The 25,775-nt window shown below is 58.6% G+C and carries 23 protein-coding genes; 12 read left to right on the top strand and 11 right to left on the bottom strand.

The features are described from left to right. The first annotated feature begins 56 nt into the window (after window positions 1-56). From BM131_RS09365 to BM131_RS09335, 7 genes are all read left to right on the top strand, one after another. Window positions 57-668, top strand: coding sequence for a ribonuclease D (locus BM131_RS09365; RefSeq protein WP_090188753.1), 612 nt, complete (start codon window positions 57-59; stop codon window positions 666-668). After that, a complete protein-coding gene (locus BM131_RS09360; RefSeq protein WP_090188751.1) occupies window positions 668-1,630 on the top strand; it encodes a KpsF/GutQ family sugar-phosphate isomerase in 963 nt (320 codons plus the stop codon). Before BM131_RS09365 ends, BM131_RS09360 begins: the two co-directional genes overlap by 1 nt. A 3-nt stretch (window positions 1,631-1,633) precedes the next feature. After that, window positions 1,634-2,251, top strand: a complete 618-nt coding sequence (locus BM131_RS09355; RefSeq protein ID WP_090188748.1) for a hypothetical protein — start codon at window positions 1,634-1,636, stop codon at window positions 2,249-2,251. Window position 2,252: 1 nt separating this feature from the next. After that, window positions 2,253-2,735 (top strand): lipopolysaccharide transport periplasmic protein LptA, encoded by a 483-nt coding sequence (gene lptA / locus BM131_RS09350; RefSeq protein WP_175499256.1) that lies wholly within the window; start codon window positions 2,253-2,255, stop codon window positions 2,733-2,735. Continuing rightward, window positions 2,735-3,487 (top strand): LPS export ABC transporter ATP-binding protein, encoded by a 753-nt coding sequence (lptB, locus tag BM131_RS09345; RefSeq protein ID WP_090188744.1) that lies wholly within the window; start codon window positions 2,735-2,737, stop codon window positions 3,485-3,487. Before lptA ends, lptB begins: the two co-directional genes overlap by 1 nt. Window positions 3,488-3,702: 215 nt before the next feature. After that, window positions 3,703-4,281 carry a ribosome hibernation-promoting factor, HPF/YfiA family gene (gene hpf, locus BM131_RS09340; protein WP_090188741.1) on the top strand — a complete coding sequence of 193 codons (579 nt, stop codon included), beginning with the start codon at window positions 3,703-3,705 and terminating at the stop codon, window positions 4,279-4,281. A gap of 30 nt (window positions 4,282-4,311) precedes the next feature. Next, the gene (locus BM131_RS09335) at window positions 4,312-4,776 is read left to right on the top strand and encodes a PTS sugar transporter subunit IIA (RefSeq protein ID WP_090188738.1); all 465 of its coding nucleotides are present in this window, start codon (window positions 4,312-4,314) and stop codon (window positions 4,774-4,776) included. On the opposite strand, the gene BM131_RS09330 is transcribed toward BM131_RS09335, so the two are convergent. The 8 genes from BM131_RS09330 to cysQ form a co-directional block, all read right to left on the bottom strand. Beyond that, a complete protein-coding gene (locus BM131_RS09330) occupies window positions 4,773-6,206 on the bottom strand; it encodes a nodulation protein NodH (RefSeq protein WP_245754194.1) in 1,434 nt (477 codons plus the stop codon). The genes BM131_RS09335 and BM131_RS09330 overlap by 4 nt on opposite strands. A gap of 1 nt (window position 6,207) precedes the next feature. Next, a complete protein-coding gene (locus tag BM131_RS09325) occupies window positions 6,208-7,905 on the bottom strand; it encodes a DUF5927 domain-containing protein (protein ID WP_090188736.1) in 1,698 nt (565 codons plus the stop codon). After that, window positions 7,902-8,912, bottom strand: coding sequence for a glycosyltransferase family 2 protein (locus BM131_RS09320; RefSeq protein ID WP_090188733.1), 1,011 nt, complete (start codon window positions 8,910-8,912; stop codon window positions 7,902-7,904). Before BM131_RS09320 ends, BM131_RS09325 begins: the two co-directional genes overlap by 4 nt. Window positions 8,913-8,953: 41 nt before the next feature. Next, a complete protein-coding gene (locus BM131_RS09315; RefSeq protein WP_175499254.1) occupies window positions 8,954-10,117 on the bottom strand; it encodes a glycosyltransferase family 4 protein in 1,164 nt (387 codons plus the stop codon). Between the two features lie 29 nt (window positions 10,118-10,146). Then, window positions 10,147-11,040, bottom strand: a complete 894-nt coding sequence (gene galU, locus BM131_RS09310; protein WP_090188730.1) for a UTP--glucose-1-phosphate uridylyltransferase GalU — start codon at window positions 11,038-11,040, stop codon at window positions 10,147-10,149. A 79-nt stretch (window positions 11,041-11,119) separates the two neighbouring features. After that, entirely contained in the window at window positions 11,120-12,370 is a 1,251-nt protein-coding gene (locus BM131_RS09305) for a glycosyltransferase family 2 protein (protein ID WP_090188727.1), read from the bottom strand. Window position 12,371: 1 nt separating this feature from the next. Then, entirely contained in the window at window positions 12,372-13,172 is an 801-nt protein-coding gene (locus tag BM131_RS09300; RefSeq protein ID WP_090188725.1) for a 3-deoxy-manno-octulosonate cytidylyltransferase, read from the bottom strand. Continuing rightward, the gene (gene cysQ / locus BM131_RS09295; protein WP_090188833.1) at window positions 13,172-13,972 is read right to left on the bottom strand and encodes a 3'(2'),5'-bisphosphate nucleotidase CysQ; all 801 of its coding nucleotides are present in this window, start codon (window positions 13,970-13,972) and stop codon (window positions 13,172-13,174) included. Before cysQ ends, BM131_RS09300 begins: the two co-directional genes overlap by 1 nt. 153 nt (window positions 13,973-14,125) lie before the next feature. Here cysQ and BM131_RS09290 point away from each other — a divergent pair, with 153 nt between their 5' ends. From BM131_RS09290 to radC, 4 genes are all read left to right on the top strand, one after another. Further along, window positions 14,126-14,947, top strand: coding sequence for an ABC transporter permease (locus BM131_RS09290; RefSeq protein ID WP_090188722.1), 822 nt, complete (start codon window positions 14,126-14,128; stop codon window positions 14,945-14,947). A gap of 216 nt (window positions 14,948-15,163) precedes the next feature. Beyond that, window positions 15,164-17,071, top strand: coding sequence for a molecular chaperone DnaK (gene dnaK, locus BM131_RS09285; protein WP_090188719.1), 1,908 nt, complete (start codon window positions 15,164-15,166; stop codon window positions 17,069-17,071). 73 nt (window positions 17,072-17,144) lie between these two features. Continuing rightward, entirely contained in the window at window positions 17,145-18,293 is a 1,149-nt protein-coding gene (gene dnaJ, locus BM131_RS09280; RefSeq protein ID WP_090188716.1) for a molecular chaperone DnaJ, read from the top strand. Window positions 18,294-18,424: 131 nt separating this feature from the next. Further along, complete coding sequence (gene radC, locus BM131_RS09275; RefSeq protein ID WP_090188713.1) at window positions 18,425-19,183, top strand: RadC family protein; 759 nt, start codon at window positions 18,425-18,427, stop codon at window positions 19,181-19,183. On the opposite strand, the gene BM131_RS09270 is transcribed toward radC, so the two are convergent. From BM131_RS09270 to secA, 3 genes are all read right to left on the bottom strand, one after another. Beyond that, entirely contained in the window at window positions 19,180-20,670 is a 1,491-nt protein-coding gene (locus tag BM131_RS09270; protein WP_175499252.1) for a phosphate ABC transporter substrate-binding/OmpA family protein, read from the bottom strand. The genes radC and BM131_RS09270 overlap by 4 nt on opposite strands. 74 nt (window positions 20,671-20,744) lie before the next feature. After that, on the bottom strand, window positions 20,745-21,788 hold the full coding sequence (locus BM131_RS09265; RefSeq protein ID WP_090188707.1) for a hypothetical protein: 1,044 nt from the start codon (window positions 21,786-21,788) through the stop codon (window positions 20,745-20,747). Between the two features lie 138 nt (window positions 21,789-21,926). Further along, entirely contained in the window at window positions 21,927-24,671 is a 2,745-nt protein-coding gene (gene secA / locus BM131_RS09260; protein ID WP_090188704.1) for a preprotein translocase subunit SecA, read from the bottom strand. Between the two features lie 189 nt (window positions 24,672-24,860). Between secA and BM131_RS09255 the strand changes: the two genes are divergently transcribed. Then, window positions 24,861-25,772: a peptidylprolyl isomerase gene (locus tag BM131_RS09255; RefSeq protein ID WP_090188702.1), complete on the top strand. Its 912-nt coding sequence runs from the start codon at window positions 24,861-24,863 to the stop codon at window positions 25,770-25,772. Window positions 25,773-25,775: the final 3 nt, after the last annotated feature.

Below are 25,775 nucleotides of genomic sequence, written 5' to 3'. Positions count from 1 at the left end.
TGAGCGGGTGGCCCTAGGGCCCTATCTGATGGCAACCTCGGACAGGCGGACCATACATGGCCAATCATCTTTATCACGGCGATCTGCCCGATGGGCTGGACCTTGGTCCAGTTGTCGCGATCGACTGCGAAACCATGGGTCTGATCCCGCGCCGCGATCGGCTATGCCTGATCCAGATGTCCAGCGGCGACGGCGACTGCCATCTGGTGCAGGTGTCCCTTGATATCGCGCCCGCGCCAAATCTGTGCCGCATGCTGGCCGATCCCAATGTGACCAAGCTGTTTCACTATGGCCGCTTCGACATTGCCGCATTGTTCAATGCTTACGGCGTGCTGTGCCAGCCTGTCTGGTGCACGAAAATCGCATCCAAACTGGTGCGCACCTTTACGGAACGTCACGGCTTAAAGGAGCTTTTGCGCGAAATGGTTGGCACTGACATCTCTAAGCACCAGCAGCAAAGCGATTGGGGTGCACCGACCCTAACCGCCGCACAACTGGATTATGCCGCGTCCGACGTTCTATATCTACATAAGTTAAAAGCAGAGCTTGAAGGCCGCCTTGCCCGCGAAGGGCGCACCGCGCTCGCGCAATCCTGCTTTGATTTTCTTCCCACCCGCGCCCAGCTTGATCTGGCCGGATGGGCTGACCCAGACGTGTTTGCACACTGATGGTACAGAATAAAATCTTTTGCGACGCTGGTCGCCGCGTGATCGAGGCTGAAGCCGCCGCACTTGTGGCACTTGGCCAGTCCCTAGACGATAGCTTTGCCGCTGCCGTGCAAATGCTGCTGGACGTGCGCGGCCGGGTGATTCTGTCGGGCATGGGCAAGTCTGGCCATATCGCGCGCAAGATCGCTGCGACCTTTGCCAGCACCGGCACCCCAGCGCATTTCGTCCACCCCGCCGAGGCAAGCCACGGCGATCTTGGCATGCTGACGCCCGGCGACGTGGTGATCGTTCTGTCCAATTCCGGCGAAACGCCTGAGCTGGCGGACCTTGTCGCCTATACCCGCCGGTTTGGCATCTCGCTGATCGGGGTGGCCAGCCGGCCGAACAGTACGCTTTTGACCCAGTCCGATATCGCCCTTGTCCTACCCCAACTGGGCGAGGCGTGCGGCACCGGCGTTGTGCCGACGATATCAACCACGATGACGTTGGCTTTGGGTGACGCGCTGGCCATCGCGCTGATGGAACACCGCAAGTTCACGCCTGAAAACTTTCGCGACGTGCATCCCGGCGGCAAGCTGGGCGCGCGCCTATCGACCGTTGCAAACCTGATGCACACCGGCGCTGAATTGCCGATTGTTGCCGCCGACACACCCATGGGTGATGTGCTGCTCGCGATTTCCCAGCGCGGCTTTGGCGTGGCAGGCATCGTGGCGGATGACGGCACGCTGACGGGTGTGATCACTGACGGCGACCTTCGGCGCCACATGCAGGGCTTGCTGGACCATACCGCTGGCGAAGTCATGACCCGCAACCCCACCACCGTGAAAAGCGGTGCGCTTGCGGAACGCGCTGTCGCGATCATGAACGAACGCAAGATTACCTGCCTTTTTGCCGTCGATGACGCAGGCAAAGTTGCTGGCATCTTGCATATCCACGACTGCCTGCGCGCTGGCGTGGTCTAGGCCATGGCGGCGGCCACAAACTTTCATTCCCAACTGGTTGGCTGGCTAAAGATCCTGCTGCCGCTGGCCGCGCTGATGCTGTTGTCGACGCTGTTCCTGTTCGCCCGCAATACTGGCACCCCGACAGAGATTCCTTTTGCCGAAATCGACGCTGCCGCTGCCGAACAGCGCATCGCAGCGCCGCGTTTTTCCGGACTGACGAACACGGGCGACACCCTTGCGATCAGCGCAGAGGCCGCACGCCCCGATGCCAACGGCGGGACAGAGGTGACAATCGACAAGCCGCGCCTGTCGCTGGACGCGACGGATGGCACAACCTTGCGGATCAGCGCAGGTACCGGCCTCGTCGATACCGCCGCAAAGACTGCGCACTTGGGTGGCCTTGCCCGGCTAGAGACATCGTCGGGCTATGTCATGGAAACCGCTGGCCTACAGGCTGATCTGACCACTGGCACCGTGACGTCCGATGGCGCGCTAGAGGTCCAGGCCCCCTTTGGCCAATTGAACGCGGGTCAGGTGACGATCCAAACCGGCAGCGACGGGACCGGCCAGCAGATGAATTTTACCAAAGGCGTAAAGCTGGTGTATACACCGCCAACCGCCGCACCAAAGGACGATTGACGTGAACCGATTTTTTGCCGCCCTGATTGCTTTGGTGTTTGCTGTTCCCGCGACGGCCCAGACGAATATTAACCTTGGCGGGATTGCCGCCGATCCCTCTGCGCCGGTTGAAGTCACAGCCGATAATTTGAACGTTGATCAAGACACCGGCTCTGCCGTGTTTAGAGGGAACGTCGTGATTGGTCAGGGCGATCTGCGCCTGTCAGCGCCGTCTGTTCAGGTCACATATGCGGCTGATTCGGGTGATATCACACGGCTGCAGGCCACAGGCGGGGTGACGTTTGCCACCGCGACCGAAGCGGCAGAGGCGCAAAGCGCCGACTATAATCTGGCCAGCGGCTTGCTGACCTTGAACGGCGATGTGCTGCTGACCCAAGGCCAAAGCGCCCTGTCCGCAGACAGCATGGTGCTGGACCTGAACGCTGGCACCGCGCAAATGAATGGCCGCGTGCGGACCGTGTTTCAGCAAGACGGCAACAACTGATGCCCCGCGACGTGCCCCCCCCTGCTGGCGACGGCCTACGCGTCACCAACCTGCGCAAAAGCTACCGCAAGCGCCCTGTTATCCGCGACGTCAGCTTGCATCTTGGCAAGGGCGAAGTCGTCGCGCTGCTGGGGCCGAACGGGTCGGGCAAGACGACCTGTTTTTACCTCATCGCAGGTCTTATCACGCTGGAGGGCGGACAAGTCAGCGTCGACGGCGAGGACGTGACCACCCTGCCAATGTATCGCCGCGCGAACGTTGGCATCGGTTATCTGCCGCAGGAAATGTCCATTTTCCGCGGCCTGACAGTCGAAGACAACATAAAGGCTGTTCTGGAAATCGCTGAGCATGACAAGAAGCGCCGCCGCGAAAAGCTGGAAAAGCTATTGTCCGAATTTTCCATCGAACACCTGCGGCGAGCCCCCGCCGTTGCTTTATCTGGCGGTGAGCGGCGACGCGCTGAAATCGCGCGCTGTCTAGCTGCGGGGCCAAAGTATGTCCTGCTGGATGAACCCTTTGCCGGGGTCGATCCGATTGCCGTTGCCGAAATTCGTGGCCTTGTCGCAGACCTGAAAAATCGCGGCATCGGTGTACTGATTACCGACCATAACGTGCAGGAAACGCTGCAAATTGTGGACCGCGCCTATATCCTGCACGACGGTAAAGTTCTGATGAGCGGAACGACCGAAGAGGTCGTGCGCGACGAGAACGTGCAGCGCGTTTATTTGGGCTCCAGTTTCCGCGTAAATTGAGCTGCCATTGACACACGGCCTGTTGTGGCGCTGAATGTCTGGGATGATGCAAGAGATTTTCCATCGCCTTTCCGCCGTAGCGCCTGCGCTGGGTGGATCCTTTAAGCCTTTGGAAACGCCTACTGCATCATCCTATCAAGCGCATATGAATGGAACTTTGGGCCGCCTGCGGCCTTGGTCCTTTGTGCGTTAATACCAGCAGAACAGGAGAGATCATGCGGTATCAGATCAGCGGAAAACAGATCGACATTGGCGCGGCCCTGCAGACCCACGTTGAAACTGAACTGGGCGAAACGCTGGCGAAATATGCCGGTCGCCCGACCGAAGCTTATGTCGTCTTCTCCAAGACCGGACACGAATATGTGGCAGAAGCCGTGGTTCATTTGTCCACCGGCCTAACAGTTCAGGCGTCTGGCAAGGATTCGGAAATCTATTCTGCTTTTGATGCCTGCGCGGAAAAAATGGACAAACAGTTGCGCAGGTATAAGCGCCGGCTCAAGGATCATCACCGCGATCGCCCCGACCCTGTTGAAGTTTCGGGCGGCGGGTCGTATATCCTCGCCGCAACGAGTGATGATAGCGACGAGGATGAGCAGTCCAGCGACGCACCGGTTATCGTGGCAGAAACAGAGGCGAAGATCCCCTCAATCTCTGTTGGTGAAGCCGTGATGCAGATGGAACTGTCCCATGCGAACGTGATGGTCTTTCGAAACGAAAAGCAGGGCCGCATCAATGTGGTCTACAAGCGCGAAGATGGGAACATCGGCTGGATCGATCCGCACAACGCGGGCTGAACGGCCGGATCCGCACCAAGGGACGAATTGATGCAACTGGCCGACATCCTGCAGCAAGGTGCCGTCAAAATGTTGGGCGGTTGCACCAGCAAAAAACGTCTCTTTCACGATCTCGGCGCGATGGCAGAGCAATCCTACCATATGCCGTCCGCCGACGTGATCGACGCTTTGATCGAACGCGAAGGTTTAGGCCCGACCGGGGTGGGGCATGGTATTGCCCTGCCACACGCGCGCCTGGCCGATGTCGACCGCGTGCGCGGGTTGTTCCTGCGTTTGGAAAAGCCGCTAAATTTTGATTCCGTTGATCGCCAGCCCGTTGATCTGGTCTTTGCCTTGCTGGCACCAGAGGAAGCCGGCGTAGAACACCTACGCGCGCTAGCGTTGGTGTCGCGCACCATGCGTAATCCAGATATCTGCGCCAAGCTGCGGGCAAATAGCGACCCTGCGACGCTTTACACTATCCTGACCGAAAATCAGGCGACGCAGGCCGCCTAACGTAAAGCGCCGAAGCCGAACGCCTCGTAATCGCGGCCATAGGCATCGCGCGCTGCTGCTTCCACCACATCATCATAGATCGCAGCCAACCGCGCGGCATAGGGGTCGGTCTGCTCTGGCAGGTCTGGCATGCTGGTGCGGCCAATCTGCCCAGCCAGCCGCGCCATGTCGGCCCGCAAACTATCCTCGCGGGCGATAAGGTCCGCGACGCCGAAGTCGGCCATGCCCTGCAACAGTGACTGCTGCGACGCCCACGCCGCATCGGTTCGGACTGCCGTTTGAGCTGACAGGTTGTTGCGGAGGAATTTTAGGAATGCCAGAAACGCCTTGCGATGGGCCTGCATGTTATAGACCACGTCCGTTTCTGGCACCGCGCCGCCATCTGGCACGTCTACCCCGTGGACTTTGCGCAGGGTCGCCCGAATTTCGGCAAAGCTACCCGGCCCGTTTGCCACGATCCGTTCGCAAAACGCAGTATGCGCCCAAATGACCGGATGGCGTACGACAGAGAATTTGCGATGACCGGGATGGGCCCGCAGCCAGTCCCGCAGGCTTTTCTGGCTAAAGCCGGTTTTCAAATCCTGCACTGTCGCTTCGTCCACCGCAGCCAGCCAGTCTTGTACGACGGCATTCGGCCCGGATTTTAGCGGCATATAAAGCAGCGGGCTGTGCGGCGCGGCGATATACGTCGGAATCATCGGCCCACGGCGGGGTTCGAAATTTGGCGTCCGTGTCAGATTAAACCGGTCCATGCGTGCAAGCGCGGTTTCCATCTGGGCAAAGTTCGCAACCTTATCCGCCATCGGATCGGGATTTTGCTTTTTCAGCGTTTTGTTCAAGGATGTGATGTGGCTGTCGACGCCAAGCCAGCGCACCAGGCCATTCATGACCTCAACGTCCTGCAAATCCTCGTAAGCGACGTAGAACGCCGTCTGCCCGCTGCGCTGCAGGGTATTCAAGATGCGCGTTTGAAACGCTTGCAGCGCGGCAAGATGGGTTTCAAACTCTATCCCGTCGAAATTAACCTGCTGCGTTTTGGCGTGGGTGACATTCGTCAGCTTCCACTGCCCCGTCGCGCTGGCGATTTTCCAACTGACAAAGCTGTCGACAGGATTGCGCGTCAGTACAATCTTAGCGCAGCGCGGGTCAGTCAGCGCAATATCTAAAACGCGGGAATCGTGATCATTGAAAAATCGGAAACCGTTAAGCCCCTCGGCCTGTTTCACCCGATCAATCAGCGCCTGCGGGTCGGACTCTCTGTCAGCTTGGGTCATCCCAAGAAGGTCGGGGGTATTTGGAAAACCGATAAAATGCGGGTTAAATGCTTCACCCAAACAGGCGACGCCGTCAAACATGTTCAGGTTGGCTTCTAAAAAGTTAGAGCCCGTGCGCATTTCAGCAAAGACTACGAAGTAATCGAATTTTGACACGTTATTTGACCAAATAAGGTTTGCGCGCCGTGGGCGCTTGATTAAGCGGGGCGGAAGCGACTGGGAAATCGCCCATCAAATACGGGTGCATCCCCTGATTTTTCAGGTTTTGCAGAAACTGGCCAAAACCGGTCAGGTCATGCATCCGCGGCGCTTCGGCAATGCGGCGCGTCTTTTCCCCCGTCATTTCGTCGATCACAAGCTGAATCGCCTCCATCGGGGACTCGATGAAATCGGCCATCGTCCAGATGCGAATGCGGGCCTTGGCCCAGGTCGAGCGCAAGGCGGCTAGATGTTCGTTTTCGACGCGCTGTAGCAACGCAGCCTCGTGCCGCAGATCGGCAAAATCGCGGTTAGACTGAAACAATGGTACAGCCCAACTGCCTGAAATAACGCTGATTTGTGCGTTCGGATCTTTGGCCAGCGTCCAGCTAATCTTTTGCGAATCGGACGGGCCAAACTGAAACGCCTGCCGTTCGCCCCGTGTGTTCCAAATCAGATTGGTCAGGAACATCTGCGGATTGTGATCCCGCAAGGCGGGTGCATCGGACAATGCACCGTTAAAAAACTTTTGCCGACCATCAAACTGCACGCGATCGCGCGCATAAAGGTGCCCGTGCACCCGCGACCCCGTGATCCGAGCCAGCCAAGGTTCAAAGTTTTCAAACAGCTCACCAAAGCCGCTAAACACAGAATAGGGCGACGACGTGATGCCGTTTTCCCAATCCTGATTCGGCCAACGGCTTTGCATATAAAGCCCCGGACGCCCTTTTGTGCGGCGATCAACAGCCTTTGAAAAGATGCGGTCAATCTTGCCCGGGCTTGGCTCTGCCCCTTTCATGGTAGCGGCGTCTTCGACCAAAAAGGCCTGGTATAGCAAATCAGCGCGCGGCCAGATTTTGCGCGCAACAAAGCAGTCAGACCGCCGCAGTAGCTGTAGGTGGTCGTCGTAAAAGATGTGCGGCTTGCCCTGAAAATCAAACTTTGAAAGCGTCAAAGACCGGCTTTCGATATTAACCGCATACAGGCGCGCAAGGGTCTGAAAATAGCTTTCGTCCGGGATCCAGACCTTGGCGAAATACTTATCATAAAGCGGCCGATCGGGGTCCTGCAGGATCGCCGATAGGGTCTGCCGGGTCAGGCACCACCACTGCGATCCCATATGTGGCACGATGCCTTCGGGGATCTTGCGCCGAAACCGGAAACGGCGTTGCAAGGCGACGTAGCGGTCGAACAAATAGCGGTTCTTGCGCCATGAAAACGGAAAACGCAGGGTAAAGCGTTCGCGGTCAAGCCCGCCCACCGTCCAAGGCACGTCAGAGGTCGTCGCGCTTTCGATAAAATCAGTACGCGGACGGCTGTCCAGATACCTGCGCAATTCGCGCACCGGGCGCAGCGGCATGCAGGACCCCGATGCCAGAAAGACATGGCGCACATTCGGAAAGGACCGCAGCATAAGTTCTGACGCGGACTGCGTGCCGGCGACGATCCCCCAAGTGCCCCATTCGCAGCGATGGCGACGGCTGAATTTAACCTTTTCCAAATCGCCAAGCGCCGTTTTAAAGGTTTCAAACTTGTCGTCCGGCACAGTTTTATCGACGTGGATCACAACAGGGCAGCCACCCTCGACCCAGTGCCGGGCGATCTGTTCGGCCCGGTCAAAGGCGGTGTGCACCAGCATGACGACGCCAACGGTCATGCCCAGTTCCCCTTGGACATAATCCCCAAAATCTCTAACTGGCGCCAGTTGATATAGCGCTCGCTCCATTTGCACCACAGGTCCGGGTTTGCGTCGCCAGACGCGGCATAGGCGCGATATTCGTGGCTGTTGGCATAGTGCTGACCACGCTCCATCTCTTCCTTTGCCTTTTCGGTAAAGTTGGGCAGGAATTTGGTGTGCAGCAACACGCCACTGGCTTTTTCCCCGCCCCATTCATCATAGACAAGGTTCAGGCCGCGCGGCAGCAGCATGTGCGTGCTGCTGACATAGGCGTATTTCTTGTCCCATTTGACCAATGGGATCTTGTTCAACGCAGGTGCGCGGGTTGGCTCTGCTGGAAAAAAGGTGCGCGCGCGCGGGCCGCCTTGGATCCACAAATTGCCAAATTTAGGATTACGCTTGATGTTATAATTGCCACTATCGAACCATTCGACGACCTGAAGCGGGTCGGCACCCCGGCGATAGGGCACATCGTTAATGCGTCCCTTGGGATACATATCCAGCAGCATCGCGCCAAATGATTTAATCGAGGACGCATCAAGCCAGTCAGTCAATGCCCGCAGAGGCCGCGTGTCGCAGAACGGATAGACCAGCAGTTCGTCTGGATCGACAACCAGCGTCCAATGACCATCCGCATATTTTCGCTGTAACCAGTTTAGCCAATCAACACCAAAGCGCGCCCGCTTATAGCTGCCATGCGCATGAAACAGTGTCACGTCAGGCTGATCTTTTAAGAATTCGGCACCGCCATCGGTGCTATCGTTGTCGACCATAATGAAATGGTTGACCCCAAGCCCCCGATAATACTGGATAAAATGCGGCAACCGCAGGTCTTCGTTGCGAAAGGTCGAAAAGACGATGATGTCGTCAGGCTTGATCTGCCCAGTCCGGTTTGCGACAGCTTTCAATTCGCGGCGCTTGCGAAAGGCGCGCACGAGCCAGCGTTGCCGCTGCACCCTTAGCCGGTAGGACCGCAAAATGCCCACGCATTTTTCCTAACTGTCTTTGCATCTAGCGCAGGTCACTATCAGGCTTCGCCTAATACCTTCCTAAAATGCGCGGACCACGTGGGGGGAACAAGCCTGCCCGCGCGATCCTGCGGCGCTATCTGCAGGAACCTCGAAATCTCTTTTTTCCATGAATAGCGGTCTTGGGCATCCACGTAAACGGCCCAGTCACCAAGCAGTTCGCGGCAAGGTGGCAAATCAGCACATAAGACCGGAACGCCCAGCGCCGCCGCCTCGATCGGGGGCAGGCCAAAGCCTTCGGCGCGGGATGGAAAGAGCAGACCTTGCGCGCCCTGAAGGAGGGCTGCAATAGCACCGTCGGACAGGTTTGGTGCCTCTTTGACGTGGGGCACACCAGCATCGAGGCGGTCAAAAACGTCCTTGTTCAGCCAGCCACGATGACCACAAATCAGCAGATCCGGCGCGCCCGGCCCCCAGTCGTCCCAAAGATCCAGTAGCAAAGCATGGTTCTTGCGTGGCTCGATTGTGCCGAGGATTACAAAATAGGGGCGCATTGGCATGACGCCGAGGGGGATATCCTCTGGCGCGGAGCTCGGCACATCGACGCCAAGGTGCGCGGTAACGATAGGCGGCACGGGTCCCAGCGCAACCAGATGGCGGCGCACATCAGAAGCGCAGGCGGCCGAGGTGCAGATGATACGGTCCGCGAATTTTCCCGCAACCTTTAGCTTTGACGCGAACTCCGCCACAGTGCCGGGGCGTTGCATGTCCGGCCAGTCCAGCGGGATCGTGTCGTGGATCAGGATCGCAATCTGCGCGCCGCGCCGCGATTTGATCGCCCGGCAGACAGGGCGGGTCAGGTTGCTGTGGCCAACGTTGAAATAGGCGAAGTCCGCGGGAAGGTGTTTTAACAACCGCTTCAGCCGTGCGCGCCGCGCCCGCGCAATCGCATGGCGACGCGCAAAGCTTTGACCGTGCCGGGCCGCATCTGTCAGCCGCCGATTGAGCCGCGACAGCAGATCAGGTTTGGGAAAATCGCGGGCCGTGAATGCCGCGCCCAGCGCAAGCAGTCCCGCCCGGTCCAGCAGCACAAACCCAAGCGCCGTGCGGCATAGGCCGAAGACTGGCACGTCTGTGTCGCCTGTGAACGCCTGCAGATAAGCCAGTTCGACACGGTCGACCCCCGTCGCCACCAAACCCGCCCGAGAGGCGAGTCTGGTCACATCAAGAAGTCGCGCCGCTGTCACTGATCCTATTTGGCGGCTGCGCGCCGCGCCAAAATGTCTTGCAGATAATCGACAAACTCGTCGCTTAGCTCTGGACGGTCCAATGCAAAGGCAACGGTCGCCTGCAAATAGCCAGCCTTAGAACCACAATCGTAGCGCTGACCTTCGAATTTATAGCCAAACACATCGCGATCTTGGGTGATTTCCATCGCAATCGCATCGGTCAATTGCAACTCACCACCAGCGCCACGGTCGATTTTGTTCAGGTTCTGAAGCACCTTGGGCGTCAGAATATAACGGCCAATAACAGCAAGGTTCGACGGTGCAGTGCCTGCGGCCGGTTTTTCAACCATGCCTTTTGCTTTGACGATGGGACCGTTCACCGATTCCACATCAAGCACGCCATATGACGACGTCCGATCCGGTTCGACTTCCATGGCCGCGACCATGGATCCACCAGTTTCCTCGTAGGCTTCGACCATCTGCTGCAAGCAAGACTTCTCGCCCGCGATCACGTCGTCGGGCAACATAACGGCAAAGGGCTCGTTACCGATCAGACGGCGCGCGCACCAGACCGCGTGGCCGAGGCCCATCGCCTTGTGCTGGCGGATGTAAGCAATCGCGCCGCTGTCCATGTTGGTGGACTTCAAGATTTCCAACAGCTCGGTCTTGCCAGCTTTGCGCAGGGTGTGTTCCAGATCTGGTGCGTGGTCGAAATAATCCTCGAGCGCGTTCTTGCCCCGTGCAGTGACAAAAATGAATTCGGTGATGCCAGCAGCACGGGCTTCATCAATGGCGTACTGGATCAAAGGGCGATCCACCAAGGTCATAATTTCCTTTGGAACGGCTTTCGTCGCTGGCAGGAACCGAGTTCCCAAACCAGCTACCGGAAATACGGCTTTGGTGACTTTGCTACGCATGCGTTCCCTCGATCAATCAATTCGTGGCTGACAATTCGAGTCGTCCTACGCCACGTTTGTGACTAAACCAAGTCACCAGTTATCGTTTTGCGTGAAGGCTGTTGTAATCCGCCGAGTGAGGATCACGCAGGGCGCGCATTTTCTGCGCTTCGTCATCAACGCGCCTGCGTGCCCGCCACGGCGCCCACCACGGATCAGATCGGTCCGACTTGCCAAACTGCCCACCTGTCTGAATCCACACGCCGTTTTCATCAAACTGGCGGCGGTGAAATAGCCCCGTTGGTGACATCAGATACAGCGACACGATTTGCCCACCCGCGACCGCCTGCTTGGCCGCCATCAGCGCCTTTGCCGCATGCCAAGACCGGGCGCTTATGACTTTGTGCGTCCGGCTTTGCGCGCCAAACGGCACGAACGGCGGCGGTTTGCTAAAATCCGGATGCTGCGCAGGCGTGCGCTTCAGCCCCTCGGCCCAGCCGGCATCGAACGTTTGCAGCAACCGCCTGACATCACCGGGCATCAGCCGCCCAGCGACCATATGTGCCAAAAGCCGCCGCCGCTGGTGCGCGCGGGGTACATGCGCTGTGGGGTGGGCCGTCCCGCCATGTTTGCGCAAAAACACCGCAAGGCTGGCCCCAATCTGAAACAGCGTGCGCGGCACGCGATCCGCGCGGCGCCTGGCGCTGGCAGCAAAGCCGTGATGGACCTGCGCCAGCGGAACTATCGCTGTCGTGGCGCTGTCTTGGGCCAGCCGTAAATTAAGGTCTGTCTCGTCCAGGTAAAACGCAAATGCCTCGTCAAAGCCGCCCATCGCAATCAGCGCGGCGCGGCGGACGGCCATGTTCGTGCCTTCGGTCTTGACCGCCCGCCCGGGCCCGGCGGTCATCAGCGTTGGGCGCAGCTCGTCCACTTCAAACGGCGTGGTCTCACCGTCGCCAAAGGCCAACCGGGCGCGCCATTGGAAATCGATTCCATTGCGCCCGCGCACAAAGCCGCCCGCAGCCGTGACGTTTTCATTGGCGAAGGGTGCAGTGAGATACGACAGCCACGTCGGCTCTGGCACAGCGTCGTCGTCGATAAAGGCGACGATATCCCCCGCCGCCAGCGCCAGCCCCGCGTTGCGCGCCATCGAGATATTCGGCACGTCGCACCGCGCAGCCTTGATACGGCCCGCCAATCCGCTTTGCGTGATGGCAGGCCAAGAGCTATTATCGGCGACGACAATTACCTCGCAATTGGGGTGATCGATTTGGGACAGGCCCAACAAACAACGGTGCAACGCGTCAGGGCGGCCGTTGCTGACAACGATCACACTGACGCTTTGCTGCACGTCAGTCTGCCCCCATCTCTTTCAACATCGCCTCGATCCGAGGGACATCTTCGGGATTGTTTAGTTCCCAGAACTGGCGGCCTTTGGCATCGACTTCAACACATAGGACAGACCGGGCCTGTTCAAGGAAGCGAAGCTGCTCTAGCCCTTCGAGGGTTTCCAATGGGCCGATGGGCCATGTGCCATAGGCTCGCAGGGCATCCGGGCGGTAAGCGTAGACGCCAACGTGATGAAAAACCGGCGTATCCGCATCATCCGCAAAGGTCTGACCCGTGTAAGGGATGACCTCTTTTGAGAAATATAGCGCGTTCATGCTTGCGCCGAATACGGCTGTCGTGCCGCCAACCCGGCCCGCACGGCGGTCGTCCAGAAAACCGTTCAGCGCGCGCCCTTCGGTGCGCAGCACCGGGGTCGCGACATCGACGTCAGGCCGTGCCTGAATGCCTGCGACGAGATCGCTGATAAACCACGCGGGTGTCAGCGGTGCATCGCCCTGCAAGTTAACCACAATGTCATAGCTTTCGTCCATCGCGTCGATAGCGGCGGCGCAGCGCTCTGTCCCGTTGCGGCAGGCCTCCGAGGTCATGACGACCTCTGCGCCGAATGCCTCTGCGGCCTGCTTGATCCGGTCGTCGTCTGTGGCGACAACGACGCGGTCAACGCCGTCCACCTGCATCGCCGCATCCCAGCTGCGTCGGATCAACGACTTCGCGACGCCGTCAGCGCCGCGCAAGTCGACAAGCGGCTTGCCCGGATACCGGGTAGAGGCATAGCGGGCGGGGATAACAATCAGGACTGACATCAGGATTTCTGCAATGTAACGCCGGGGGCGTGGGCGATGAAGAAGGGGTTTGCGTAACCCTCTTTGCCGTAAATCAGCGGCTTGTGGTTATCAAAGCGCACGACTTCGCCGCCAGCGCCTGTCAGAACGGCATGGCCTGCGGCTGTGTCCCATTCCATCGTGCGGCCAAGGCGCGGATAGATATCCGCCTCACCGGTGGCGATCAGGCAGAACTTTAGCGAAGAGCCTGCGCTTTTCATGTCCTTGACCAGATACAAATCGATGTAGTCATCCGTCGCTTGGTCGCGGTGCGATTTGGACGCGACGACCATCAGGGCATTGTTGTCGGGGTTGGTTGTGACGGACATCGGCTCGACTTCGCCAACAGTGTCTTTGGCGAAGGGGCCCGTTTCTTCGACCGATTGGCCAGAGGCGTCTGTGTAAAACAAGCGTTCCTTGGCGGGGGCATAGACCACGCCGCGCACGGGCACACCGTCGACGACATAGGCGATGTTTACAGTAAAATCGCCGCGGCGCTTGATGAATTCCTTGGTGCCATCCAGCGGGTCCACGATCAGGAACGTGCTGGCCTGCACCTTATGGGACGCGGCCTGCTCTTCTGTAATCAGCGCCACATCGGGAAAGGCTGCGCGCAGGCCTGCGCTGATGATCGCATCAGCAGCCTCGTCCGCGGCAGTCACGGGGCTTTCGTCGCTTTTGGTGCGCACTTCGAAATCGGGCGAGTTATAGATTTCCATGATCTTATCGCCTGCTTCCAGCGACAAACGGCGCATCACATCGGACAGCTTGTTGAAATCCATGGTCACATTTTCTCCGTAATTGCGGGGCACACAGTGAATTGATTGAAAAACCGCCCTTTTCGCTCTTATGCTGCGGCATAAAGCGAACGGCAAGAATTTCATGGCATCAGACATGCGACGCCGATGCGAATCGAATGAAAAAGGCAACGTCAGATGTTTCAGGTGCAGGCCCCAAGATCACGCACGCGCTCTGTTTTGGGGATGGCCGAACTGATTTACCACAGCGCCGTACGTGACGTCCGCAAAAACCACCGCAATCCGCTGGTCGGATTGATCATGAACATTTTTCAGTCTGTTCTGATGATCGCATCGTTCTACGGCATGTTCGCACTGCTGGGGATGCGCGGCTCTGCGGTGCGCGGGGATTACCTGATGTACATCATGTCGGGTATTTTTCTGTACATGGCCCACACAAAGGCAATGGGCGCGGTCGTCGGATCCGAAGGGCCCGCGTCCGCGATGATGAATCACGCCCCGATGACGACAGCAATTTCGATCTGCGCCGCGGCGCTTTCGTCGCTGTATTTGCAATTTCTATCAATCGTTGTGGTGTTGTTCATCTATCACGTCACCTACAAACCCGTCGTGATCGACAATCCCATCGGCGCGCTGGAAATGCTGATGATCTCTTGGTTCTCTGGTGTGGCGGTTGGAACGATCTTTTTGGCGATCAAACCTTGGGCCCCGGATTTCACCCGCATTGGCAGTACGGTCTATGGCCGCGTCAACATGATCGCATCCGGCAAGATGTTTCTGGCAAATACGTTGCCTGCATCCATGCTGTCGATTTTTGATTGGAATCCCTTGTTTCATTGCATCGACCAGATTCGCGGCGACATCTTCTTGAACTACAACCCTCACTTCAGCTCTCCGACGTATCCGCTGTATGTGGCGCTTGTGTTGCTGATGCTGGGACTGCTTGGCGAATTCTACACCCGCCGCCACGCATCGGTCAGCTGGAACGCCTCGCGCTAAGGGCCGAACCTGCGCCAGCGCGGCCGCGCGACGTACCGTTCATTGCCAAAAATTGGCGCGCTGTATGGTTGCCCCCTGTTGCAGGGGCCAAAACGCCTCCCTATATACGCCAGACAGCCGGTGCAGGACGTTTCTGCAGCGCAATCATGTAAACGGGCGCAGGTGCCGCAACGGGTCTGCGCCTCTCACATCGCCTGAAGTATAAGGGATCTGAAAATGGCTAAAATTATTGGTATCGACCTCGGTACAACAAACTCTTGCGTTGCCATCATGGATGGCAGCAAACCCCGCGTGATCGAAAACAGCGAAGGTGCACGCACCACGCCGTCGATCGTCGCGTTCACGGACGACGAGCGTCTGGTTGGTCAGCCCGCCAAGCGTCAGGCCGTCACCAACCCCGAAAACACCATCTTTGCTGTAAAGCGTTTGATCGGCCGTCGGTTTGACGATCCGCTTCTGGTGAAAGACAAAAAGAACATGCCGTTCGAGGTCGTCAACGGCGGCAACGGCGACGCATGGGTCGAAGCCAAGGGCGAAAAGTACTCCCCTTCGCAAATCTCTGCTTTCATCTTGGGTAAGATGAAAGAAACCGCTGAGTCCTATCTGGGCGAAGAAGTCACGCAGGCCGTTATCACCGTGCCCGCCTACTTCAACGACGCCCAGCGTCAGGCGACCAAGGACGCAGGCAAGATTGCCGGTCTTGAAGTGCTGCGGATCATCAACGAGCCGACAGCAGCCGCACTGGCCTACGGTCTTGACAAAAAAGACACCAAAACCATCGCGGTCTATGACCTAGGCGGCGGTACATTCGACGTGACCATTCTGGAAATCGACGACGGCCTGTTCGAAGTGAAGTCCACCAACGGCGACACTTTCCTTGGCGGCGAAGACTTTGACATGCGCATCGTCAACTACCTTGCTGACGAGTTCAAAAAAGAAAACCAGGTCGACCTGACCAAGGACAAGATGGCGCTGCAGCGTCTGAAAGAAGCTGCTGAAAAAGCCAAGATCGAGCTGTCGTCCTCCTCCTCGACCGAGATCAACCAGCCGTTCATTTCGATGGGCAAAACTGGCCAGCCGCTGCACATGGTCATGAAACTGACCCGCGCCAAGCTGGAATCGCTGGTATCTGACCTGATCAAAGCGTCGATCAAGCCTTGCCAAGCTGCGTTGAAAGACGCTGGCCTGTCCGTTGGCGACATCGACGAAGTCGTTCTGGTCGGCGGCATGACACGTATGCCCCGCGTGAAAGAAGAAGTAGCCAAGTACTTTGGCAAAGAGCCGCATCAGGGCGTGAACCCTGACGAAGTCGTGGCGCTGGGTGCTGCTATTCAGGCTGGCGTTCTGCAAGGCGACGTCAAAGACGTGGTTCTGCTGGACGTGACCCCGCTGTCGCTGGGCATCGAAACCTTGGGCGGCGTGTTCACCCGTCTGATCGACCGTAACACGACGATCCCGACGAAGAAGTCGCAGACCTTCTCGACCGCAGAAGACAACCAGAACGCCGTGACCCTGCGCGTCTTCCAAGGCGAGCGTGAGATGGCAGCCGACAACAAGATGCTGGGCCAATTCAACCTAGAAGGCATCCCGCCTGCACCGCGCGGCATGCCGCAGATCGAAGTGACGTTTGACATCGACGCCAACGGCATCGTGTCCGTCGGAGCCAAAGACAAAGGCACCGGCAAAGAGCAGAATATCACGATCCAAGCCTCTGGCGGTCTGTCGGATGAAGATATCGAAGCGATGGTCCGCGACGCCGAGGCAAATGCCGACGCCGACAAGGAACGCCGTGCACTGGTCGAAGCGCGCAACCAGGCTGAAAGCCTGATCCACTCGACCGAAAAGTCGATGGAAGAGCACAACGACAAGGTCGACCCGACGACCATCGAAGCGATCGAACTGGCAATCGCCGCGCTGAAGGACGAACTGGAAAACGACAACGTCGACAAGATCAAGTCGGGCATCCAGAACGTTACCGAATCCGCGATGAAGCTGGGCGAGGCGATCTACAAGTCGAGCCAAGACGCTGAAGACGGCGGCGACGCAGAGCCGAAAGGCGCAGACGAGGATGACATCCTTGACGCCGACTTCGAAGACCTCGACGACGAAAAGCGCAACAAGTAAGGCATCCGCCTGACGGGATAGACCGGCCCCTGAACCGGGCCGGTCTTTTCCATTCCCAAGGGGGACCTGTAAGATGGCTAAACGCGATTATTACGACACGCTTGGCATCCAGAAAGGTGCTGGCGCAGACGAGATTAAGAAGGCCTATCGCCAGAAGGCGAAGGAATTGCACCCGGATCGTAACTCCGACAATCCCAAGGCCGAAGAACAATTTAAAGAGGCCAACGAGGCCTACGAAGTCCTGAAGGACGGCGACAAAAAGGCCGCCTATGACCGCTATGGTCATGCCGCCTTTGAGGGCGGAATGGGTGGCGGTGGCCGTCATCCCGGTCAGCAAGGTAATGGCGATTTCGCCTCGGCATTTTCTGATGTGTTCGACGATCTGTTCGGCGACTTCATGGGCGGCCAACGTGGCGGCGGCGGCCGTAGCCGTGCTGCACGCGGCAATGACCTACGCTATAACCTGCGGATCAAACTGGAAGAGGCCTATGCTGGCCTGACCAAAACGATCAACGTGCCCACTGCCGTGCAATGCGGCAACTGCAGCGGCACGGGCGCGGACGACGGCTCTGAACCTGTAACCTGCCCGACCTGCTCTGGCATGGGTAAAGTGCGTGCACAGCAGGGCTTTTTCACAGTCGAACGGACCTGCCCCACCTGTAACGGCGCAGGTCAGACGATCAAGAATCCCTGCCACGTCTGCCACGGCGCAGGCCGCGTCGAAAAGGAAAAGGCGCTGTCGGTCAACATCCCGGCCGGCGTCGAAACCGGCACACGCATCCGCCTGGCTGGCGAAGGCGAGGCTGGCATGCGCGGCGGACCTGCGGGCGATCTGTATATCTTTATCGAAGTCGCAGATCACGCGCTGTTTGAACGCGAGTCCAGCAACCTGTTCTGCCGGGTCCCCGTCAGCATCGCCTCTGCCGCCTTGGGTGGAGAGATCGAGGTGCCGACAATCGACGGCGGTCGTTCGCGGGTCAAGATCCCCGAAGGCAGCCAGTCGGGCCGTCAGATGCGCTTGCGTGGCAAAGGCATGCCGTCCCTTCGAGGCGCTGCTGCTGGTGATATGTTCATCGAACTACAGGTCGAAACGCCCGTGAACCTGACATCGCGGCAACGCGAAATCCTGAAGGAATTTGATACCCTATCAAAGGACAACAACCCGCAGGGGTCGACGTTCTTTAAGTCTGTCAAAGGGTTCTGGGATTCGATGAAAGGCTGACGCAGCGGCGGGCATCCTATTGTATCGCCACCAAAGGGCCCCTGCGAAAGCATGGGCCCTTTTTTAAGGTCACTGCCGAAATCGGAATCATTTTAACCGCTTTTTCATTAACGAGGGGTCATCCTAAGCGCATGACCCAGTCTTTTCAGGAAGCCCTGCCATTTTTCACCCCCGCTGCCATTGACGAGGCAGACGGTACGATCCGACCCGGCCGGTTGCCGTCCTATATCAAAGACCACCGTGCGCGCCTGCGAGACCGTTTTGTCAGTGGCGGGGCGGCGGCCTTGCCGGAGTATGAACTGCTGGAACTTGTCCTCTTTCGCGCCATCCCGCGGCAAGACGTCAAACCACTGGCCCGTGCGTTGATTGATCAGTTTGGTGATTTCAACCGCGTCATTTCGGCCCCCGTAGCTGCACTAAAACGGGTCAAAGGGATCGGCGATGCCGTCGTCGTGGAACTTAAGGTCGTAGAAGCGGCAGCACACCGCATGGCCCGCAGCAAAGTTATGGCGCGCCATGTTGTCAGCAGCTGGGATGCGCTGCTGGACTATTGCCACACTGTCATGGCCCATCGCGACACCGAACAATTCCGTATTCTGTACCTCGACACCAAAAACACCCTGATCGCGGACGAGGAACAGGCGCGCGGCACGATTGATCACGTTCCCGTCTATCCTCGCGAGGTCGTCAAACGCGCGTTAGAGCTGAATGCCGCATCGATGATCTTGGTCCACAACCACCCCTCGGGCGATCCGACACCGTCGCAAGCTGATATTACCATGACAGCGCAGATCGAGGCGGCAGCCGGGGCGCTTAGCATCTCTGTCCATGACCATCTTATCATTGGCAAATCGCGGGAATTGTCTTTCCGCGCTGAAGGGCTGCTTTAATCGCCGACCCAAACCTCGACCCGGCGGTTCATTTGACGGCCCCATGCAGTATCGTCACAGCCAATCGGCAATGCCTCTCCAAACCCGGCAGTCCCAAGGCGAAGGTCGTCTGGTATCGCGCTAAGTAGTGACAGCAGCGCGCTTTCGACCGCCAAAGCGCGGGCCGCAGACAGGTCACGGTTCGCATCGGCAGAACCTTCGCCGTCGCTAAATCCAATCAGCATAACCTCGCGCCCCGCATAGACGCCGTCACGCATATCATGGGCCAGCAAACGTAGATTTGCGGCCGAGGCGGTATCAAGCGCAGTCGTCCCATTCGCAAACCGAAACGTCAGCGAAATCCGAACGCGCGCGTCCATCATCGCCACCATGCCCTGCAAATCGCGCAGCGATGTGTCTGGTCCGGCAATGGTGATCGCGTGGGCGAACCGCTCTCCTTGATCGTCTAAAGTGATCGGGACCACCCCCCGATCAGCAAAGCCGGCGCGTCGCACGATCAGTTCTGCGGCTGGGCTGCGTAGCCAATTCAGGAAAGCACGGACGATTTCAGGTTTCCGTTGCGATCTGACAAAGGCAAATGCTGGCGTGGTCAGCGGATAGTCTTGCGTCTTAATCCCGCGCAGCACCGGCGGTGCCGTCAATCCACATGCATCACGCAGGCCGAGTGGCTGCGCAATGCCAGAAGTACCAAGCGCCGCTATCCCAAGCGCCCCCGCATCAGCAGCGACAGCTTCGGCCAGCGCATCAGGGTCTGCATGTCTGATCACGGCAGCGCTGGCGGGCGCGGGCAGCATCGCCAAAAATGCATCGGCCTGCCCGTCACCCACTGGCCCCAGATGCAGCGTCAAAGGCATCTCTGGTTGGCCCATCTGTTCCCAATCGGGAATATCCCCGGCAAAGGCTGCGATCACGTCAGCCGGATCGATAACCCGTATTGGGTTAAGCGGAGAGACGATAGGAACCAACGCCTCGCCGCCCAGCACGACGCTGCCCCCCGCAAGTCCCGGCAGAGCGATCCCGACCTCTGCGGCGCGGGCCTGTTCGTCGGGCAGCGGGTCACGAAAGGTCAGGGCGACATCGCTGTCATAGGTCAACAGATCAGCAAAAGCCTCGGCGCTTTGACTGTTCCGCAGGTTAACCAGCAGCACTGGCTGGGCGTCTTCGACCAAAGTGATATTAAGCGCACCACCGTCGGTGTCCTCTTGTATCAGCTTGAGGCCGCGGTCGCGTGCAAAGCCATCAATCAACGCAGGAAGCAGCAGGCTAGCAAGGCGCGGCTCGCCGGACAGGCGCAAATGCGGAACGTAGCTCTTTAGATCGGGGCAATCAGCCCCAGCGCAGGTGACGCCCGCATAGGCCAGCGTCAAAGGGCCATGCGGCGATTCGATATCCAGATAGGTGCCGTCAAAACCTGCAATACGGCCAGTCAGGACCAGATTGCCTTGGGCAGAGGTGATCGTGACCTCTTCTGCAGTAGCGCTATCCATACACAGCAACAGTGCGGCAAGTCCCCCTGCCGCACTGCGCACTATCGAATACCTTGTGGATCGTCGCTGCGAATTCATTTCGCCGCGAGTGTCAGGTCCGCGAACATATTTTTCAACACCAGAAATTCACCAATTGCATCGCAACCCGGCATTGTCATGGTCAGGTCGATGGCGTCTGCCGCGTGATCTGGACCAATCTGGATACTTTGCGCCGAAACGTCGCGGCCACAGTTCCGGCTTGTGACCTCTGCCTCTACGTTCAGGACGACCTGACCGTCACGGACGGATTGACCGCTGGGAAAGGTGTACACCTCTGCGCGCAGAGCATCGCTGACGGCAACATCGCCGAGCGACGTTAAGATACCGCCGCTGCCGGTTTGCACGTTTCCTGCAGCACCGGTCGACGCAGACCAGATATGTCCCGCGTCATCATAGCCAGCGCCGAATTCAAGCGCGTGCAGTTGCACGCCATCATCGCCCTGCCACTGCAGAACTGCGCGGTCCACCGTATCAAGATCAGGCACCAAGACAGAGGCAGCCGCCGCCTTGCCCGTATTGAAATCGGCAATAAACAGCGCGTCCCGCGACAGTGCCGGCACGTCCACCGACAGCTCACCGTCTGCATCGGTGATCGCGCTAAAAATCATACCCTGGTGATGGATCGAGACAGGCGCCCCCTTGTGGCAGGTGTCAGTCAACTGAAGCTGCACCATCGCCATAGGCTGCGCCGTGGCTGTCATGATTGGATCGCAAGCGGCCACTTCAGGGCTTGGCATGACGGGGGCCTCGGTCATGGCAGAGGCAAGAATGAGGTCTGAAACAGAGGTCGAATCGGGCATTTGCAAGGTGGGCGTTGCCAATTCCTGCGGGATATCTGCCACTTCTTTGCTGTCATCCGTCATGCGCGGCGCCAACAATTGTGGGACAACCACAGCCTTGCTTGCCGTGACAGCCGATCCAGGAACGCTGACCTGCGTGCGACCAGCAGGGCCACCGATGGGTTCGTCGATCCCAAGCCGTGCGGCAACCGCGTCGCCGTATTGCATGACGAAACCGATGCTAAGCGCGACAGAGAATGTCGTGGCGGCGGTGACTATCTTGCGGGTTGCAGGTTTCATGCGTCGTCTCCTTGCCCGTTATGGGGTTAACAGGAGTTATGCACATCGCAAATGTCGGCGGCGGGACCGCCGCAAGGAATTAAGGTGTCGTGAATGTGGCGAGGGCGGACCAATTGGCCCGCCCTCCGTTACATGAGATCAATGCGCGCCGTGGCAGTGCTTGAACTTTTTCCCGGACCCGCATGGGCAGGCGTCGTTCCGCGTCGGGTTGCCCCACGTCGCCGGATCATTTTCGTCAAATCCAGTGCGGGCGGTCGCATCCCCAGCGCTTTGCGCAGATGTCGCACGCTCAATCAGCTTCTCGGGCTCGGGCTGTGCATCAGGTTGGGGCGCGGCGACAGCGCCCGCTGCAGCGGCCTGCTGCTGACGTAATTGCGCGACCATCTGGTCCTGCTGTTCTTGCGTCATCGGCTGGATCTGACCCAGCTTTTGCGTCACGTCCAAACGCAAACCGTCCAGAAGCCGTTCGAACAACTGAAAGCCTTCGGTCTTATATTCGTTCAGCGGATCGCGCTGCGCATAGCCGCGAAAACCGACGACAGACCGCAGGTGTTCCAGCGTCACCAAATGCTCGCGCCACTTGGCATCGATCGTCTGCAGTAGAACCTGCTTTTCAATATTGCGGATCGCAGAGGCACCAAACGCCTCTTCTTTCTTGGCCATATGCGCGTCAGAAGCGGCCTCTAGCCGTTCGCGCATCGCATCCGCATCTACGCCCTCTTCTTGCGCCCAAGCCATGACCGGTTCGTCCATGCCAAGGTTCTGGATCACATCAGCATAGAGCGCCTCTGTCGTCCATTGATCGGCATAGCTGCGGGGCGGCATATGCTCGTCCACCATGTCTTCGACGACCTGATGGCGCATGTCGCTGACGATTTCAGACAGATCGGTCGCTTCCATGATCTCGCGGCGCTGGCCAAAGATCACTTTGCGCTGCTCGTTCATCACGTCGTCAAACTTTAGCAGCTGCTTGCGGATATCAAAGTTGCGGCCTTCGACCTTGGCCTGTGCCCGCTCTAGCGATTTGTTGACCCAAGGGTGCACAATCGCTTCGCCTTCTTTCATGCCCAGCGATGACAGCACTTTGTCCAGACGCTCGGATCCAAAGATCCGCATGAGGTCATCTTCGAGAGACAGGAAGAACGACGACCGGCCCGGATCGCCCTGACGGCCAGAACGGCCACGCAACTGGTTATCGATCCGGCGCGACTCGTGGCGTTCCGTGGCCAGCACAAACAGGCCGCCAGCTGCCAGAACCTTTTCCTTTTCGCCGGCATGCTCTGCCTCAATCCGCGCGCGGATCTCGTCAGGGTTTGCCTCGGGATCAGCGTCCAGCGCCTCGATCACCTTCAGCTCGACGTTGCCGCCCAGCTGAATGTCGGTGCCGCGGCCAGCCATGTTGGTGGCGATTGTGACAGCGCCCAGTTTGCCAGCGTCGGCAATGATCTGCGCTTCTTGCTCGTGCTGGCGGGCGTTCAGCACGTTGTGCTTGATCCCTTCGGCGGTCAGCATTTGCGACAGAAACTCGGACTTTTCGATGCTGGTCGTACCGACAAGGATCGGCTGCGACTTTGCGTTGGCTTCCTTGATCTCTTTGACCACGCCTTCGAACTTCTCGCGGGCCGTGCGGTAAACCTGATCGTGCTCGTCTTTGCGCTGGATGGGCCGGTTCGTCGGCACCTCGACCACACCAAGGCCATAGATTTCCATGAATTCGTCGGCTTCGGTCAACGCCGTACCAGTCATGCCGCCCAGTTTCTTATAAAGGCGGAAATAGTTCTGGAACGTGACAGAGGCCAGCGTGACGTTTTCAGGGCGAATACTGACACCCTCTTTCGCCTCGATTGCCTGATGCAGGCCGTCAGCAAGACGGCGACCCGTCATCATACGGCCCGTGAATTCGTCGATCAGAACGATTTCATCACCGCGCACAATGTAATCTTTGTCCTTGGCGAACAGCTTGTGCGCCTTCAGCGCCTGACTGGTGTGGTGCACCAGCGTGACGCTTTCGGGATCATACAGCGTCTGCCCCTCTGGCAGCAGGCCAGCGCGGGACAGTGCGTCCTCTAGGTAGTCGTTGCCTTCGTCGGTAAAGCTCACGGACCGCTGCTTTTCATCCAGCGTAAAGTGTTCCGGCAAAATGCCCGGCACGATGGTGTCAATGTCGCGGTACATCTGGCTGCGGTCTTGCGCCGGGCCAGAGATAACCAGCGGCGTGCGCGCCTCGTCGATCAGGATCGAGTCGACCTCGTCCACGATCGCAAAGTTATGCGGGCGCTGGTACATCTGGCTTAGCTCTGACTTCATGTTATCGCGCAGATAATCAAAGCCCAGCTCGTTGTTCGTCGCGTAGGTCACGTCGCACTGATAGGCGACCTTCTTTTCCGCCTCAGGCTGTTGCGGCACGACAACGCCGGTCGTCATCCCAAGGAAGCTATAGACCTTCGACATCCAGTCCGCGTCACGGCGGGCCAGATAATCGTTCACGGTAACGATATGCACACCTTTGCCGGACAGCGCGTTCAGGTAGGCCGGAAAAGTCGCGACAAGGGTCTTACCCTCGCCTGTCTTCATCTCGGCAATGTTACCTTGGTGCAGGAAAATACCGCCCATCAACTGCGTATCAAAGGCCCGCAGACCCAAAGCCCGGCGCGCACCTTCGCGGCAGTTGGCAAAGGCTTCGGGCAGCATATCATCTAGGCTTTCGCCTGCTTTTGCCCGCTCTTGCAGGGCGCGCGTGCGGTCTTTGATTTGCTCATCGCTCAGCGCCGTAAACTCTGGCTCTAGCGCGTTGATCTTGTCGATCAGGGGCCGGACGCCCTTAACTTTACGGTCGTTCGCGGTCCCAAAGACCTTTTTCGCAATAGATGACAGACCCAGCATGTTCTCTCCAAGCGGACTCTTGCCGCCCCTGTGATACCGAATTGAGAGGAGGTCGCTTGTCGGCTTGCGCCAAGGCCCCTAAACAGGGCCCAAGACCAGCCCCCTCAAGGCTTCCTTGCGATGTAAGGGGCGGGCTGATTACTGTCAACGTTGCGCCCCTTCGGGGGACTCTTTGTAAGGACCGTTTCCATGACCCGTATGACCACATTGCTGGGCACCGCCGCACTGGCGCTAGCCCTGACAACCGCCGCGCAGGCGCAAGACACCACCACTGAGGCCCCCGTCGCTGACGCACCGGTCGCAGAGGCCGCCCCGGCCCCCACCGCTGATCCTGCGGCAGTCGTTGCCACGGTTGATGGCACCGAAATTACGCTTGGTCAGATGATGATCGCACGCGCTCAGCTGCCGCAGCAATATGACCAGTTCCCCGCCGACGTCATCTATCAAGGCGTGCTGGACCAGATCGTGCAGCAGCAACTGCTGTCCAACAGCCTGACCGATGTGCCCGCCCGTGTCGGCTGGGCCATGGCGAACGAAGAACGGTCTTTGCGCGCAGGCGAGGTCATCACCGACCTGACCAAAGCCGCCGTGACCGATGAAGCGATCCAAGCCGCCTATGACGAAATGGTCGCTGCAGCCGCAGAAGAGCCCGTCAAAGAATGGAACGCGAGCCATCTGCTGGTCGAAACCGAAGAAGAAGCGCAAGCCGCTAAAGACCGCATCACTGCGGGTGAAGATTTCGCGGAAGTCGCCAAAGAAGTCTCTACCGGTCCGTCCGGCCCCACGGGCGGCGAACTGGGCTGGTTTGGGCCAGGTCAGATGGTCGCGGAATTCGAACAGACCGTCGAAGGCATGGAAGCTGACGATGTCTCTGATCCCGTGCAGACCCAATTCGGCTGGCACATCGTCAAGTTGAACGAGACGCGCGATAAGCCTGTCGCAGCGCTGGAAGAGGTCCGCGCAGAAATCGTGGGCGGCCTGCAAGAGGCTGTGATCCTGTCCAAAATCGAAGAGTTGAAGGCCGCCGCAACTGTGACGCTGGCTGAACCCGACGCCTTTGATCCTGCCGTCCTGACCAACCTCGACCTGCTGGAGAAGTAAGTC

Source organism: Loktanella salsilacus (assembly GCF_900114485.1).
GTDB lineage: Bacteria > Pseudomonadota > Alphaproteobacteria > Rhodobacterales > Rhodobacteraceae > Loktanella > Loktanella salsilacus.
Note: the sequence above shows the minus strand (reverse complement) of the source record. Positions and strands in the feature narration are given on the sequence as shown.

What these genes read in the sequence shown, in the direction of transcription:
- BM131_RS09325 (WP_090188736.1), bottom strand. Translation starts at nt 7,905, where the DNA reads ATGACCGTTGGCGTCGTCATGCTGGTGCACACCGCCTTTGACCGGGCC.
- dnaK (WP_090188719.1), top strand. Translation starts at nt 15,164, where the DNA reads ATGGCTAAAATTATTGGTATCGACCTCGGTACAACAAACTCTTGCGTT.
- BM131_RS09290 (WP_090188722.1), top strand. Translation starts at nt 14,126, where the DNA reads ATGTTTCAGGTGCAGGCCCCAAGATCACGCACGCGCTCTGTTTTGGGG.
- cysQ (WP_090188833.1), bottom strand. Translation starts at nt 13,972, where the DNA reads ATGGATTTCAACAAGCTGTCCGATGTGATGCGCCGTTTGTCGCTGGAA.
- hpf (WP_090188741.1), top strand. Translation starts at nt 3,703, where the DNA reads ATGCGGTATCAGATCAGCGGAAAACAGATCGACATTGGCGCGGCCCTG.
- BM131_RS09300 (WP_090188725.1), bottom strand. Translation starts at nt 13,172, where the DNA reads ATGTCAGTCCTGATTGTTATCCCCGCCCGCTATGCCTCTACCCGGTAT.
- secA (WP_090188704.1), bottom strand. Translation starts at nt 24,671, where the DNA reads ATGCTGGGTCTGTCATCTATTGCGAAAAAGGTCTTTGGGACCGCGAAC.
- BM131_RS09355 (WP_090188748.1), top strand. Translation starts at nt 1,634, where the DNA reads ATGGCGGCGGCCACAAACTTTCATTCCCAACTGGTTGGCTGGCTAAAG.
- radC (WP_090188713.1), top strand. Translation starts at nt 18,425, where the DNA reads ATGACCCAGTCTTTTCAGGAAGCCCTGCCATTTTTCACCCCCGCTGCC.
- dnaJ (WP_090188716.1), top strand. Translation starts at nt 17,145, where the DNA reads ATGGCTAAACGCGATTATTACGACACGCTTGGCATCCAGAAAGGTGCT.
- galU (WP_090188730.1), bottom strand. Translation starts at nt 11,040, where the DNA reads ATGCGTAGCAAAGTCACCAAAGCCGTATTTCCGGTAGCTGGTTTGGGA.
- lptB (WP_090188744.1), top strand. Translation starts at nt 2,735, where the DNA reads ATGCCCCGCGACGTGCCCCCCCCTGCTGGCGACGGCCTACGCGTCACC.
- BM131_RS09365 (WP_090188753.1), top strand. Translation starts at nt 57, where the DNA reads ATGGCCAATCATCTTTATCACGGCGATCTGCCCGATGGGCTGGACCTT.
- BM131_RS09255 (WP_090188702.1), top strand. Translation starts at nt 24,861, where the DNA reads ATGACCCGTATGACCACATTGCTGGGCACCGCCGCACTGGCGCTAGCC.
- BM131_RS09265 (WP_090188707.1), bottom strand. Translation starts at nt 21,788, where the DNA reads ATGAAACCTGCAACCCGCAAGATAGTCACCGCCGCCACGACATTCTCT.
- BM131_RS09270 (WP_175499252.1), bottom strand. Translation starts at nt 20,670, where the DNA reads ATGGATAGCGCTACTGCAGAAGAGGTCACGATCACCTCTGCCCAAGGC.
- BM131_RS09360 (WP_090188751.1), top strand. Translation starts at nt 668, where the DNA reads ATGGTACAGAATAAAATCTTTTGCGACGCTGGTCGCCGCGTGATCGAG.
- BM131_RS09335 (WP_090188738.1), top strand. Translation starts at nt 4,312, where the DNA reads ATGCAACTGGCCGACATCCTGCAGCAAGGTGCCGTCAAAATGTTGGGC.